Origin of the sequence: Epilithonimonas arachidiradicis (genome assembly GCF_003610695.1) — a bacterium.
In the GTDB taxonomy this organism is placed as follows: domain Bacteria; phylum Bacteroidota; class Bacteroidia; order Flavobacteriales; family Weeksellaceae; genus Epilithonimonas; species Epilithonimonas arachidiradicis.
Map to the genome: position 1 here is coordinate 205837 of NZ_RAQH01000003.1, position 14719 is coordinate 220555.

General features: G+C 34.1%; 18 protein-coding genes. 17 read left to right on the forward strand and 1 reads right to left on the reverse strand.

The window, feature by feature from the left end; genetic code table 11:
- Position 1 precedes the first annotated feature (1 nt).
- Positions 2–703, reverse strand: a complete 702-nt coding sequence (locus tag BXY58_RS06860) for a response regulator transcription factor (protein ID WP_120213078.1) — start codon at positions 701–703, stop codon at positions 2–4.
- Positions 704–1268: 565 nt separating this feature from the next.
- On the opposite strand from BXY58_RS06860, the gene BXY58_RS06865 reads away from it, so the two are divergent.
- The 17 genes from BXY58_RS06865 (at position 1269) to BXY58_RS06950 (ending at position 14337) form a co-directional block, all read left to right on the forward strand.
- Positions 1269–2231: a hypothetical protein gene (locus BXY58_RS06865; protein ID WP_120213079.1), complete on the forward strand. Its 963-nt coding sequence runs from the start codon at positions 1269–1271 to the stop codon at positions 2229–2231.
- Between the two features lie 4 nt (positions 2232–2235).
- The gene (locus tag BXY58_RS06870) at positions 2236–2817 is read left to right on the forward strand and encodes a hypothetical protein (RefSeq protein WP_120213262.1); all 582 of its coding nucleotides are present in this window, start codon (positions 2236–2238) and stop codon (positions 2815–2817) included.
- A 19-nt stretch (positions 2818–2836) separates the two neighbouring features.
- Entirely contained in the window at positions 2837–3586 is a 750-nt protein-coding gene (locus BXY58_RS06875; RefSeq protein WP_147366815.1) for a hypothetical protein, read from the forward strand.
- A gap of 17 nt (positions 3587–3603) precedes the next feature.
- Positions 3604–4374, forward strand: coding sequence for an SH3 domain-containing protein (locus tag BXY58_RS06880; protein WP_170144202.1), 771 nt, complete (start codon positions 3604–3606; stop codon positions 4372–4374).
- 35 nt (positions 4375–4409) lie between these two features.
- A complete protein-coding gene (locus BXY58_RS06885) occupies positions 4410–5495 on the forward strand; it encodes a YARHG domain-containing protein (protein WP_120213263.1) in 1086 nt (361 codons plus the stop codon).
- A gap of 138 nt (positions 5496–5633) precedes the next feature.
- Positions 5634–6089 carry a hypothetical protein gene (locus tag BXY58_RS06890; protein WP_120213082.1) on the forward strand — a complete coding sequence of 152 codons (456 nt, stop codon included), beginning with the start codon at positions 5634–5636 and terminating at the stop codon, positions 6087–6089.
- 18 nt (positions 6090–6107) lie between these two features.
- Positions 6108–6821: a hypothetical protein gene (locus tag BXY58_RS06895; protein WP_120213083.1), complete on the forward strand. Its 714-nt coding sequence runs from the start codon at positions 6108–6110 to the stop codon at positions 6819–6821.
- 545 nt (positions 6822–7366) lie between these two features.
- Positions 7367–7669 (forward strand): hypothetical protein, encoded by a 303-nt coding sequence (locus tag BXY58_RS06905; RefSeq protein ID WP_120213085.1) that lies wholly within the window; start codon positions 7367–7369, stop codon positions 7667–7669.
- Complete coding sequence (locus tag BXY58_RS06910; protein ID WP_120213086.1) at positions 7666–8157, forward strand: phosphate ABC transporter permease; 492 nt, start codon at positions 7666–7668, stop codon at positions 8155–8157. The genes BXY58_RS06905 and BXY58_RS06910 overlap by 4 nt, the downstream gene beginning before the upstream one ends.
- Positions 8158–8169: 12 nt before the next feature.
- Positions 8170–8655, forward strand: a complete 486-nt coding sequence (locus BXY58_RS06915) for a hypothetical protein (protein WP_120213087.1) — start codon at positions 8170–8172, stop codon at positions 8653–8655.
- An 86-nt stretch (positions 8656–8741) separates the two neighbouring features.
- Positions 8742–9437, forward strand: a complete 696-nt coding sequence (locus BXY58_RS06920; protein WP_120213088.1) for a hypothetical protein — start codon at positions 8742–8744, stop codon at positions 9435–9437.
- A 17-nt stretch (positions 9438–9454) separates the two neighbouring features.
- On the forward strand, positions 9455–9895 hold the full coding sequence (locus tag BXY58_RS06925) for a hypothetical protein (RefSeq protein WP_170144203.1): 441 nt from the start codon (positions 9455–9457) through the stop codon (positions 9893–9895).
- Positions 9896–9897: 2 nt separating this feature from the next.
- Positions 9898–10107 (forward strand): hypothetical protein, encoded by a 210-nt coding sequence (locus tag BXY58_RS06930; RefSeq protein WP_120213090.1) that lies wholly within the window; start codon positions 9898–9900, stop codon positions 10105–10107.
- An 11-nt stretch (positions 10108–10118) separates the two neighbouring features.
- Positions 10119–10454 (forward strand): hypothetical protein, encoded by a 336-nt coding sequence (locus BXY58_RS06935; RefSeq protein ID WP_147366816.1) that lies wholly within the window; start codon positions 10119–10121, stop codon positions 10452–10454.
- Between the two features lie 27 nt (positions 10455–10481).
- Positions 10482–10997: a hypothetical protein gene (locus BXY58_RS06940; protein ID WP_170144204.1), complete on the forward strand. Its 516-nt coding sequence runs from the start codon at positions 10482–10484 to the stop codon at positions 10995–10997.
- Between the two features lie 192 nt (positions 10998–11189).
- Positions 11190–13526 carry a TonB-dependent receptor gene (locus BXY58_RS06945; protein WP_120213093.1) on the forward strand — a complete coding sequence of 779 codons (2337 nt, stop codon included), beginning with the start codon at positions 11190–11192 and terminating at the stop codon, positions 13524–13526.
- Between the two features lie 25 nt (positions 13527–13551).
- The gene (locus BXY58_RS06950) at positions 13552–14337 is read left to right on the forward strand and encodes a DUF4249 domain-containing protein (RefSeq protein ID WP_229728387.1); all 786 of its coding nucleotides are present in this window, start codon (positions 13552–13554) and stop codon (positions 14335–14337) included.
- The last annotated feature ends 382 nt before the right edge of the window (positions 14338–14719 follow it).

Sequence of the window (14719 nt, forward strand, 5' to 3'; positions counted from 1 at the left end):
GTTATGATTTTTTAAGGACGTAGCCCATTCCTATGACGGTGTGGATCAATTTATCATCATCCTGATTATCGAGTTTTTTTCTGAGATAGTTAACATAAACATCCACAACATTGGTTCCCAATTCGTAGTTCACGCCCCAAACCGCCTCCAGTATTTCTGCTCTGGAAATCACTTTTTCAGGATTATTCAGAAAATAAAGTAAGAGTTTGTATTCTGTTGAGGTTAATGAAATTTCTACTCCAGCTCGAGTTACTTTCTTGGTATAGTCGTTAACTGTCAGATCTGAAAATTGATACGTGTTTTGATCATCAATTTCGTTAGATTCTGTTCCGTTACTATGGCCGCTTCTTCTGAGAAGAGATTTGATTCTCGCCACCAGTTCTATGAATTTGAAAGGCTTCACAAGATAATCATCGCCGCCACTTTCTAATCCAAGAACGATGTTTTCCGAAGAATCCAAAGCGGTTAAAAACAAAATTGGAACGGTTTTATTCTTCTTTCGGATTTCTTTACAGACTTCCAAGCCATTGATGTCGGGCAACATAATATCCAAAATGATGAGATCGAAATCATTATCATCAACCAACTTGATACCTGTGGAGCCGTCCAAAGCTACGGAAATCTCATAATCCAATTCCTGTAATCCTTTTTTGATAAAGGAAACAACACTGGATTCGTCTTCTATCAGAATAATTTTTTTCATAACTAATTCTACAAAAATATAAAATTACAGTTACCGGAAAAATTTACGATCTCATAAAAGGCGTTAATTTTTTTAAGTTTCAGTCATCAGAATGTGTGCGAAAACAAGAATAGTAACAAAGCCCAATGAGCGGAATGATGCTTCATCTTTTCCGATTAAAAAAATTAACATATTCTCTAATGATATTGATAATATTATGAATGGACCAATCTTTCTTCAGGATAAAAAAAAGTAAAATCAGATTCAATAAAACGAGTAAGCTGATAATATAACTGTCGTACGAGCCAAACATAAAAAATCTTTGTTGTGGCAAAACTAATGGGATTCTGAGGATTATTGTTCAGTATTTTTACTCAAATTGATTTAGCCTTTGTAGAATTTTGGGTCATTCAGGAATAAGAATTATTATAATTAAAATATTAGTACGTTAAAAATTAATATTTTTACAAAAAACTACAAATGAAAAATAACCAGCCTGATCGCGATTCGTCATTCATTCAGAATTATCTCAACCGTATTCTTTTCAAAGACTGTAACGATCTTTGAATTCCTCAAAATAAACACAATGAAAGAACTAATTCTATTATTAATCTCAATTTTTCTGATAGGTTGTAATTCCAAAGAAGAAAAAATCAATGAATCAAAACCAATTACAAAACTTGAAAATGAGCCTGCCGACGAGCTGAAAGTCATTGAAAAAAACGGAAGGTCTTTCTATGATTGGTATTTCGAGAACGAATTTCCAAACTGTGATATTGTTAAACGTAAAGACGGGAAATGCTTGGTGGATACGGTTTCTTATTTCAAAACTTTGCGAGGTTTGGGAACTATTTCGGAGAAATTTATTCTTCAGGAAAGGGAGAGATTGCAGCCTTGCGCCGAGTTTATAGCGACTTTGGATTATTCGGAATATGAGAATGCAGATCTGTATGAATATGACGAATATTGCCTCGATATTTACTATATGTATTGGCTGAAAAGTCAGGATAGTCCGAGTAGTTTTACTGTGAAGAATGTCAAAAAAATCAATGAGAATAATACTTCGCTCGATATTTATGAAAAGTATGATTCTGCTGATACTGTCGGTACGCCTTTGTCAACCGTCTTTTTAGAAAAAGAAAAAAATGATTGGAAAATTACCCAAATCAAATTTATCAATCGGGAAGAAATGCCAACTCAATCAGATATTTCCGGAAGATGGTTTGGCGGAATTGTATCATTAAATGTCTTAAAGAATGAATTGATTTTCGAATATCACGGCCAGTGTCAATACACTTATCCCATTAGAAAAATCAATGAAAATGAATTTGAAATGATTTGGGCAAGAGATAGGGATTGTGTTTTTGATAACAGTACGGATGAAAACTTTGGTCTGAAAAATGTTCCTACAATTGGAAAGCCTTTTGCAAAATACAAACTGAAAAATAACATTCTCTATGCCGAATATTATTACAAAGATTGGGTGAAAGAGTATGCAAAGCAAGTACAAAATGAGGTTTTCAAAGACAAATATTTCAGGAAAAATTAAACCGATGAAAAAAATAATACTAAAAATATATCTAGTTCTCTCGATACTTTTGGTGTCAGATAGCGTGCTGTATTATTTCTGGAAAATCAGTTTTGCAGGTTATTACAGCGATGTTATTTTGTTTTGGCTTTGGATCTTAACAAGTTTTGCAGTGATCGTTCTGTTTTGGAAAAAACTATTGGCGAAATTATTATTAGGAACATTGATCGTGGCATTGATCCTGAGTATTTTACCGATGATGCTGCCGTTTTACACCATATTTTTTGCGATGACACCTTTCGGTTCCAGAATGCAGAAAGATCTGAATCAAAATTATAGAGCTCAGATTGTTGGTTACAGCGTGATGACGCGTCCTTGGCTGGAAATCATTGAGAAAAAAGGAATTTTTGAACAGCAAATTATCCATTCTACAGATCACGATATTTTTAAAAATGATGGAAATTTGAGGATTAGTTTGGCGAAAGACATCCGATTTGATAATGAAACAGATAATATTTTAACCCTTATTTTGTTTTATGGCGGACCTAATTACAAAATTACTTTTGACAAGAAAACAGGGAAAGTTAAAGCCATTGAAAATCATTAGTTAAACTAAAAATTATGCTATGAAAATCAATTTTTTTATTTTGTTGTTAATGTTTTGTTTGAGTAAAAATTTTGCTCAAAACAAGAGTAATGACTTTTACAACGATATTAAGAACTATGATATTTCCGGGATTCTTACGGCTGAAACTATAATTACTGATGATAATGAAACTTTGAAAAAACCCGAACCGATTGGTTTTATCGGGAACGATTATCAGAGATTTTATATCCATTTTATTTCAGTGATTAAGAATAATGACAATCCTTACGAATATCTTGTTCAGGGAAAAACTAAGGTGAAAGAAACAATTCGACCTTTTCAGGGAATGTTGACGATCAAAAGTGCCACGGTTGGAAAAGATGCTGATTTCCCAAGTCATCTTCAAGGTTTTGCCACTTGCGAAATCAATTTTTATGAAGACCGGAAAATGACTTCCACAGGTTCTATCAAAGGTACAATGACTGTGGGATACATCATTGATAAAAATAAACTCAAGTATAATTCTTTGGCTTATGATACCGATGGTTTTAGTAATAATGAGTTTAAAGGAAAATGGACAAGCTATAAAACAGGCGTTTCAAAAAAGTGCAACTGGGGCGATTACAGAATTCCGGAAAGTGGTGATTTGGATATTGGAGCGGGAGAATTTTCGCCGGATCCAAAATATTTTGACAAAGGCTGGAAATATTATATCCTTTCAATGTATGGCGAAACGGAGTTGGATACCAATCTGGGAAAGAAGAAAGAGAATGAGAAATGGTGGAAATAGAATTTTAAATGATTGAAATGAAGAAGTTTTTATTATTAATTATAATTTTCACTTTGCAATCCTGCATAGAAGAAAAGCAGAAGACAATTGGAAAAAAAGAACCTCAAAAAATTACAGAAACAAAGCCAATTTCTGAAGAAGCTGATATAACGTCATTTTGCAATTTTGCTGTGATTGTCGATAAAGACGGTTACGTGAATGTGAGAGAAAAAGAGTCGGCGAACAGCAAAATCATCGGAAAGATAAAATCGGGAGAAGCGGTTTTTATTTTTGAAGACTTAGACACAGATTGGTTGAATATTAGCTTTGATAACAATAGAAAATCCGGTTATATACACCGTTCAAGGATCAAATATATCAAAGATCTTGAGAAAATACCTTCTGTAGATACTCACGATAACAAGGCGGTATTTCATTTAAACGATATCGATATCAATATCAAAACGGGTGATTTTGATTATGAATCCAACAAAAAATACTTTTCTGAAACAGATTTTCCAATCACAAAATACAAAGGCCGCGAAATGTGGGGAACAGACGGAACAATTCCTAAAAGTTATTACCAGTCTATTACTGTGAAAATAGGAAATCAGAAGATCGAAATCCCCAAGAAAGATATCGAAGACCTTTTCAATCTCAACAATGGTTACACCGAATGTTATTATGACAAAGTAAATAATTCGATATACATCCATTTGTCAAATTCCGACGGAGCGGGTTCTTATGTCGCATTATTCAAAATCGAAAACGACATTTATAAGGGAAGACAAGTTGAGATACCTTTTTAAAAATTGAATTGATAATTGAATTAAAACAAAAAATGATGACCAGGTTTTTACTTCAAATAGTATTAATATTAACAAGCGTTTCGGCCTTTGCAAATGATGGCGCATTTTTCGCGAAAGGCAATCAGTTGATTCCAATCAATGAAACCGATATTACGGTCAAAAAGGAAATTTTAACTCTGAAAAAAGTGCGAAATCAGGTAATTGAAGTCACGGTTTATTATGAGTTTTTCAATCCGAAAGAAGACAAGAAAATCATCGTTGGTTTTGAAGCTTTTTCGCCGGAAGGAGATGTGGATGGCGCGCCAAAAAATGGGCAACATCCGTATATGAGAGATTTCAAGGTGGAGCTCAATAATTCGGTTTTGAAATATAATGTTTCTTACGTTGCCGACTCTTTATACAATCAAAATGGAAATATAAAGTCTTTGGATTTAGCCAAATTCAATGGTAACAAAAGCGGGAATAATGTCGATTTCTTTTACGTCTATCATTTTGAAGCCAATTTCAAAAAAGGACTCAACATCATCAAACATACTTACAATTATGACGTTTCTGGTTCGATAGATTATAATTATGAATTTGAATATGTTTTGACCGCGGCCAAGCGTTGGGCGAATAAACAGATTGATGATTTTACATTGATTATTGATGTTGGCGAGTTTGAAACATTTTCTATCAACAAAACGTTCTTCAAAAATTCTAATGAATGGCAGATTAACGGCATCGGAAAAACAGAAGACATCAAAGGAATTAAAAATTCTTTTATCGAAAATGATGCTTTGAAATTTCATTTACAAAAAGGCAACATTGTTTTCCGGAAGAAGAATTTCAAAATCAATGGTGATTTGTTTTTGTATGCTCAAAACTATTTGGGAATTCAGGATTTGGGATACATTCCGTTCTCTTATTATCAGGAAGAAAATATTGCGGAACCTAAAAATGATCTGGAAAGAAAAATACTCAAAAATTTACCATTTGCGAGACGCGGTTATATTTTTCAGAATCCGGAATTAAGTCAGTTTTACAAAACAATGGAGTGGTACATTCCTAATCCTGCTTATAAACCGGAAACGGAAACTCTAACCGAAAGAGAAAAGAAATGGCTGAAAAGATGGAAATGAAATAATAAAACAGCCAGATTGTAATTAATTTTTCAACAAATTGCAAATAATGTTTTCAATTTTTTATAATTTTAATTATCTTTAGAAAGTGAACAATTTTATTCTAATCTAAAAATTGTATAACTTAAAAAACAAACAATGATGAATTTAAAACCAATTTTTCTGGTATCTGCATTGATGCTCTCTGCCTGCAATTTTCTATCGGCAAAAGCCAAAATCCCTATTGGCGAAAGAGAGGCACTCACAAAAGTTTATGACCTTCCCAATACCGAAGAATACAAACTTAACAATGGGAACTATCTCGATCTTGCCACCCTGCATAAAGAATTTAATATCGCTTATATCCTCCCATTATATGTCATTGAAGAACCCAAATTAGTAGGTTATGATGAAAAAACGGATGAGTTCTATAATATTCCGGATAAGGAAATGGATGCGATTTTAGCCTCTCAAAAGCTCAAAAAAGATGACCTCAATAAACTTCCTTTTTATACAAGATATGGTGGAAAGCTGGTGGCATTGCTTCTTATTGCTTTTATGATCTGGGGCGTAATTCCTTCGAAGAAAAAAAGAGTAGAACCTACGAAAATATAAATTTAAAACACAAAAACTATGAGTACAATTTTTTTTATTATCGGATTTATGGTGCTTTTTTATGGCGGCGTGATGTATTTTATGTACGCTAAAAAGCAAAAAATGAAACAAACTCTGCAGAGTACAGATTTCAAATCAGAGTTTCAACGGGCAGAAACTTACAAATCCAATTTTCTGAACGGCGATTACAGTTATCTGAAAACCCAGATGAACGGAAAACCTATTGATGCATTCAATTTTGCAAACCTTGAATATTCCGGCGCAACTGCCATCAAAGACGGGATGAAAGATTCTTTGAAAAGTATGGCGACTTTGGGAACGGTAAGATATCAAACCGTTCAGACTCCGAAATATTTGATTTTGAGTAATGATGAACTTCATCTTTTGGATACCGATACCGATGGCGATATCAGCAATCATTTGGTGTTTGACAGTCATAGGCTTTCACAATCGAGCCTGGTGGAGATTCCGCAGCAAGGAACAATGAAAGCTTTTGCAAAACAGAAAGGTGATACGGTAAAAGCGTACAAAATCTCTTTAGCGACGGATGATAAACCGATAGAGCTGATTTTGTTTTCGGCGCTTGTTTTTACCCACGTGAATACGGCAAGCAATATGTTGTCGATGGATATGCAGAAAGTGGTACAGGAAAACGTCATCGCTAATGATTTCCTCAAAAAACTGGGTGACAAATATCCCAATCTGAAAGTTGATGTTCCTATTTTGAATTAATTGCAACAATAAAAATCTTTTAAAAACGTGTAAACAATTCAATCCTGTTTATGCGTTTTTTATCTTAACAAAATCAAAGTTTCAGCTGATTTGAATTTTTAAGAACTAACTTTTATAAATGAGAATTTTACCTTTCCTGAAGAACTCAACGTTTTACTTTCTTGTCATTTTTGCAGGAACGTTTTTACAGGTTTATTGGGCAATGGGATTTTTGTCGGACAATACTTCAAGTCATTGTTTAGAATGTAGTTTCTTTGAGGATATATTTTTGTATTCGATTCTTACGGGAATTTTGCTTTCATTAATTTTTTCATTTATATCAAAAATTAATAATAGATTTCTAAAAATCGCGGCAGAATTATTTTTTACAACAGCGACCTGGTTCTTTTGGAATTACGAGATTTTTGTAGATAGAGAATCATCGTGGAGTACTTATCTTTTGACCGAGGAGTTGTTTGTAACTTTGTATTGTAGCTTATTTCCAATTCTGACAATGTCTGTTGTTGTAATTTTTATAATTAATTATCGATTAATTCTCAAAAGAAATGAAACAAGCTGATTATATTCACCTTCTGAAAATCATTGCGGTTCTGGTGTTGTTCATTTTTATTCCGGCTTTACTGTTCTATTTCGGAATTGTCGTTCCTGAATATTGCGCTTGTGACAAAACGATGTATGAAGGCCAAAAAGGAGTTGATATTTGGGGCGATATAGTCTATTGCGATGGGGAAAGTCAGGATGTTGCTGAAGCATTTTTCCAGCTTTTTACGATTGTTCTTTTGGGCTGTTTGGCTCTTCTGGCTTTTATTCGCTTCTTAATTTATAGAATTAAAAAAAATAACAAATGAGAAAAATAATACTGACCTTTATTTTATTGAGTTTTTCATTTCTGTTCAAAGCGCAAAATACTTCTGAAGCAGACATCTGGAGTGGGAGTTACGCTGTTTATTCGATAAAAGATGATAAAACAGCTTTAGATACATTAGTGATTGCAAAAACCAAAGATGTAAAACCCGAAAATGTTCCTTCCAGATTTGAGGTTGATTTGAAAAGATGGACAGTTATTTCCAAAAAAGATAAAAGGGGAGACTCAGAAGTGGTTCGCCGGTTTATTTTTAATCCTGAAAATAAGGATGATGAATACAAAGAATTCGGTTGGACAAGGCTTTATCAGGAAGGAAAAATGAACTGTATCGATGGCGGTCATTTTTTCATTTGTCAGACAAAACCAGATACAACGGTAGATTTTCAGAAAGAAGGAACATTTTTAACCAAAACAGGGTTTTTCGGAGTTTGGCTGCATTTTGGATTGGTAGAATTGAAAAAACTTAATTAAAAACTCAAACCAATGAACTCAAAAACACTCATAACCATTCTACTGATAGGAGTTATATTTTTTGCTTTAGGCTTTTTCGGTAAAGACTTTTATCAAAAAAAACAAAAGATTGAGGTTCCGGCTTCAAAAACTCCGGTAGAAAATCCCAAACAAACAGTTGATAAAAAATCTAATCAGGATACCGATTTTTCTAAAATACTCAAAGGCAAATTCATTCTAAAAGGAGCAGATTATGCAGGATTCGATTTCGTAGACAACCAAACGATTACCTGGACCAACGAAATGTTTCCGATGGATCCCGATACGATGCGGGTGAAATGGATTGATGAAAGAACTTTTGTGGCAACTTTTACCCAAAAAGTCAACGAAGATTGTCCGCCGTCCAATTGGATCAGGAAAATAGAATCTTACGACGGTTACCAGTTGGTTATCAGGAATTATTGGACGGGTTGGGGAGAATCACCCGATACGTCGGAAGTTTTTTACAAAGAAAATTAATTCCTGAAACGATTTCGTGATGTATTAATTCTAAACCACAACGAATATTTTAAATTGTTATTTCTAAGCTTACAAAAACCCTGAAAATGAAAAACTGTTTATTGCTGATTATAATATTTTTCGGTCTGAATATTAAGGCTCAAGATCTGAGAGAAGAAATCAAACTAAAAAGCTCTGATTTCAAAGTCTATGATATCAATTCCAATGAAAAAGATTCTGATGTTACCAAATATCAGATCATCGATTCCAAAGGTAACAAATTGGAACACATTGCCAGAATTTTCGATAAGAAGCTGAACAAAGAAACATTTCTTGGGATTTACAGAAAAAACGATTCTGAAATTCATTTTATAGAATTCAATCAGACCCAAGAAACGCCGACGCTGGACCATTATGTTTATATTCCTGATGTGAACGGGAAATTGGTTTTAGCCAAAAAAGAAGTCGGCTTAAAGGATTATCCGGCAGATTTGCCTCCAAAATTTAAAAACAATAAACCGATTCATCCGGAATTTGTTGGTGGCGATGCAGAACTGAACAAGTGGATTGAGAAAAATATCACACCAATTCTGAAAAAAGAATTGGCTACGAAAGATCTTGTTCTTATTCTGGAAATCGATGAGAACGGAACAGCAACTTTACAGAATCTGTCATTACTTTTATTAAAAAACGAAACCGAAAAAGCCTTGATTGCAAAAATCGGCGAAATGCCCAAATGGAATACAACTGTTCAAGGTTATAAAGTAACTGGTGTGGCTTATGTTCCGGTTTCTAAGCCTTAATAACTTAATATCTGTTTATGAAAATGTCAGGATATTTCACACTCACTTGGCTGATCATTATGATCGTCAGTTTTCTGGTTTCAAGATTGTTGCTCATCGATTATTTAGGATTAAGCGATGATGACAATGTATCGTGGCTGGATATTTTTTCAGGCATTACCTTTGTGTTTACCTTAAGATTTGTCTTTTTCCTGTCTTTATCTTCGATTACTATTTTCCTGAATTTATTTAAAAAAATCCGAAGCAATTGGTTCCTGTCATTGCTGACTTATTTGTTGATTCCGGTTGGTACTTTTCTGTCGATAGTTTTTGGGGATATTTTCGAGGAATCTTTCAAGTACGAGAATCTAAAGTCGGGTTTTAAATTTGCAGCTTGTGTGGTTTTACCTCATCTGGCGATTAGTTTACTTTGCTTTCTGCATTTTAGGAGACTGATGCAAAAAGGAAAACTGAATTAGCGATGACCATTTTGTTTCTTATTATATTAATTCCGCTTTTGGCCGGAGCTTGGTACGGAATAGATAATCTGGTAAAGCAAATAATGAAGGAAAAATACAATATCAACATTACATTAGTATCATTTGTCGTTGCAGTCCCTGTTTTATTTGTGATATTCGTTTATATTTTATTGGCTTTGGCATTGATGTCGGGAGCTGAATTTAAAGATTGAAAATTATTGATATGAAAAAATTAATTGCTGTTTCTCTTTGTATTATCACGATGATCATCTGCGGATTTTTAATTGTAAAAAAGTTAGATTCCCTTGATATTGCATCCAATAAAACCGATTGGTATGTGATGGATTCTATTCGTAAAATAGAAGAGCGAACCGATATTGACGATTGTGAAAAGAAAATTCTGAAAAAAGAAATTCAGACAAAAAGACAAAATGAAAAAGATAAGTCAGGCATTGCTTTTGAAACTCAGATATATGCTTTCGGAATCATTATGATACAGATTATCCTGCTGTTTTTCATCATAATGATGCCTTCTGAGAACTACAAAAAATTGAACTAATAAAAAAAAATGATGAAAACCTTTATATTGAACTTGTTCTTAAAGTGTTCAGTTTTTAATTTTTACCTGATCGATTCATTCAGAAATGATGATGATTTTCTGGCGGTACTTTTAATAATGGGCGCATTTTTCTGCTTGTTTGCCGTTATTATTGGTGTTGCATTGGTATTGATATTTTTCGCAATTTTATTAGTATTAATCAGCGGAGGATTGATTTCTGCATCGGTTTTGGTAGGTCTGCAGCAAAAGTCTGTAAGTAAAGGCTTCAAAACACTTTTCTTATCATCATCAATATTGGGTACAACTATTATTTCGGTAATTTTCTTTTGGTTTCTAAATAAGATTGAACATTGGTGGAGTAATGATATTTCGATTTTTGCAGGAATTGTTTTCGGATTGATTTCCGGCTGGATTTTGGGGATAATAGTTTTTACAGCCGCTAAAAAAATGGTATTATTTCTGAAAATTAAATACGATAAAAGATTTAACCGAAACATAGAAGAGGCCAATAATGATTTAATTGATTTTAAAGATGAAAAATAACCCAATACTCATTGTAATGTTTTGAATATGAGAAGGAAATTGGTAACGAGAATAATAAAACTTATGAATACGCCTTAAATCTGGATAGAAATCAGCGGACACTTTCAATGCTGTTTCATTTGCTAATAAAACGCCCATTTAAAGCACCTTTACCGGAAGAAAATAATATCTTTACTGTCGAAAATAGATCAAATGCAGACATCATCCCTGAAAATTGCAACTTCAATAGCAGCAATTTGTTTCAGTACAGCCATTTTTGCACAGCAGAAATATTCGGTAAGTGGTACAGTAAAAGATCAGAAAAACGGTGAATTGCTCATCGGTGTTTCTGTAAAAGTTGCCGAAGATCCTACCATTTCTGTTGTCGCCAACGAATACGGATTTTACTCACTTTCACTTCCGAAAGGCTCTTATACTTTGGTCGTTTCCAATCCTGGGTTTAAAGATTTTCAGCAGATTGTGAATGTTGAGGATGATGTGAAGCTTAATTTACAGCTCAATCAGGAAGGAAGTGATGAAAGAGTAAAACAAATAGATGAAGTCGTCATTTCTGCGGTTAAAAAAGACAAAAATCTTTCATCGGCACAAATGGGAACGGAAACCTTAAGCATTAAACAGATTGACAAACTTCCTGTTTTGTTTGGTGAAAAAGACGTGATGAAAACCATTCAGCTTTTACCGGGAATTAAAAGCAACGGAGAAGGAAGCAGCGGATTTTCGGTAAGAGGTGGGGCGACCGATCAGAATTTAATTTTACTGGATGAGGCAGCAGTTTACAATGCATCGCATTTACTTGGATTCTTCAGTACCTTCAATAGCGATGCTTTGAAAGATGTAAGTATCATCAAAGGAAACAGTCCTGCTCAATACGGAGGCCGACTTTCATCTGTTCTGGATGTCAAAATGAAAGACGGAAACAACAAAGATTACAACGTCAACGGCGGAATCGGGTTAATCAGCAGCAGATTAAGCGTGGAAGGGCCAATTCAGAAAGAAAAATCGTCATTTATCGTTTCCGGAAGAAGAACGTATGCTGATTTATTTTTAAAAACTACCGATGATTTTAAAGACAGCAAACTGTATTTTTATGATTTAAACTTAAAAGCCAATTATCAGATTAATGACAACAACCGTTTGTATTTGTCGGGATATTTTGGAAGAGATGTTTTAGGTTTGGGTGATACTTTCTCAACAGATTGGGGAAATACCACGGCAACTTTGCGCTGGAACAGTATTATCAACAGTAAATTATTTTCAAATACTTCATTTATCTACAGCAACTACAATTATAATGTAAGTTTAAGCAGTAACAACAATACTTTCGGATTGGATTCGGAGATTGAAGACTGGAATTTGAAGCAGGATTTCTCTTGGTTTGCAGGAAATAAACATAATGTAAAATTTGGTTTTCAGTCGATTTATCATACGATTACTCCAAGCAGTGCTTCCGGAACGAGTGTAAGCAGCTTTCCGAGAAACCCGAGATATTCTTGGGAAAATGCAATTTATATTAATGATGATTTTAAAGCAACAGAAAAGCTGACCATCAATTACGGGGCAAGACTTTCAATGTTCAGTGTTTTGGGTGGCGATACTTTTAATACTTACGAAAACGGAATTTTAACGGATTCTGAATATTTAGAAAAAGGAAAATTTGGTAAAACCTACGTAAATCTTGAACCGAGAATTACTGCGAATTACAGAATTAACGAAGTAAGCAGTGTGAAAGGTGGATATTCCCGAAACACGCAGAATTTACACCTTTTGAGCAACAGCGGAAGCGGAAATCCGACCGATCAGTGGATTGGAAGCAGCTATACGGTAAAGCCTGAAATTGCAGACCAGATCAGTGCAGGTTACAGCCGAAATTTCAACAACAATAATTATGAATTGAATGCTGAGATTTATTACAAATCGATGCAGAATCAGATTGATTATAAAAACGGTGCGCAAATCAGTTTTGATACGGCAGCAGACGTAGAAAGTGAATTGTTGTTCGGAAAAGGAAGAGCTTACGGTCTGGAATTAATTGCCAAAAAGAAAAGCGGAAAACTAACGGGCTGGATTTCTTATACTTTATCTAAAACGGAGAGGAAAATCGAAGGAATCAACGACAATCAATGGTACGATGCAAGACAGGATAAAACACACGATCTTTCTGTTGTCGCAACTTATCAGTTAAATCCAAAGTGGTCTTTTTCCGGATTATTCCTTTACAGCACAGGAAATGCAGTAACTTTCCCAACCGGGAAATATGAACTGAACGGACAAACAGTTTTCCAGTACAGCAACAGAAACGCAGACAGAATGCCTGCTTATCACCGAATGGATCTGAGTGCAACCTATGAACCGGTTTCTACTAAACGTTGGAAAGGATCCTGGTCATTCGGAATTTACAATGTATATGGCAGACAAAATGCGTACACTATTAATTTTGAAGACAATCCAGACAAGCCGGGAACGACAAGAGCAATGCAGACTTCGTTATTCCGCTGGGTTCCAAACATTACGTATAACTTCAAATTTTAATTTAGCTATGAAAAATATATTTTTAATGATACTTTCATTATTTCTGGTCACATCTTGCGAAAAAGAAATCGATCTCGATCTGGAAGATCAAAGCGGGAATATTGTGATTGAAGGAAATGTAACCGATCAGGCTGGTCCGTATTACGTTAAAATCACAAAATCTGTTGCATTTACTCAGGCGAATCAATATCCAGCAATAGAAAATGCACAGGTTGTTTTAAGCGACAATACCGGACAAACCGAAACTTTACAATACATTGGAAACGGAAGATACCAAACCTCAACTTTTGTTGGACAATCCGGAAGAACATACACTTTAAAAATTCAGGCAGAAGGAAAAGAATACACTTCAACAAGTACAATGCCTGAAGCGGTACCTTTTGATGGTCTTGAACAGGATTCTTTTATGGTTGGAGGTGAAACAAGTTATACGCTTTTACCAATTTTTACAGATCCGCAAGCCCTAGGAAACCGTTATCTTTTCAGCTATAATGTCAACAATCGCTCTAAGAGTAATTTTCAGGAATTTTCTGATAATATCAATAACGGGATGCTTAATCAGAGGCCTCTCATTCTTCCCAATGATGATGAAGATGGTAGTGTTAAAGTTAAAGTAGGCGATACGATTAATGTAGAGATGCGTTGTATCGATGAAAAAGTGTACACCTATTATTCTGCGCTTTTGCAGCTTGCAAACGGTGGAGCTAATGGAGGTGTTACGCCCGCAAATCCGCCAAGCAATATCAGTAATGGCGCATTAGGTTACTTTTCTGCACACACCGTCAGGAAAAGGACTAAGGTCATTGAATAAGCAATCCCAACATCATTCATTTCCGATGATGTTTTTTTATATTACAATATTTCTTATCTCAAAAAGAAGATATCGTTAGAATTTATACATCTAATTCTAACAAAAATTTCTAAGTTTTTAATCAATTTTTAAAATTAATGCCAAAAATGGTTAAAGCTTTTTCTCCTCTTTGATCTATTTTGTGTAATAATAAGTATGAAAATTACACTTAATCTAAAAAAATATTGATGTGATTTCTTAACATTCTTATCATAGATATTTCTTATCTGAATTTAATTTTCTAAAGAATAAAAAAATGACCGTAAAATTAATATTAACAGTTGATTTTTGAATTTATAATCATAAAAATTATGATAAGCTTATCATAATTTGTATTCAATTC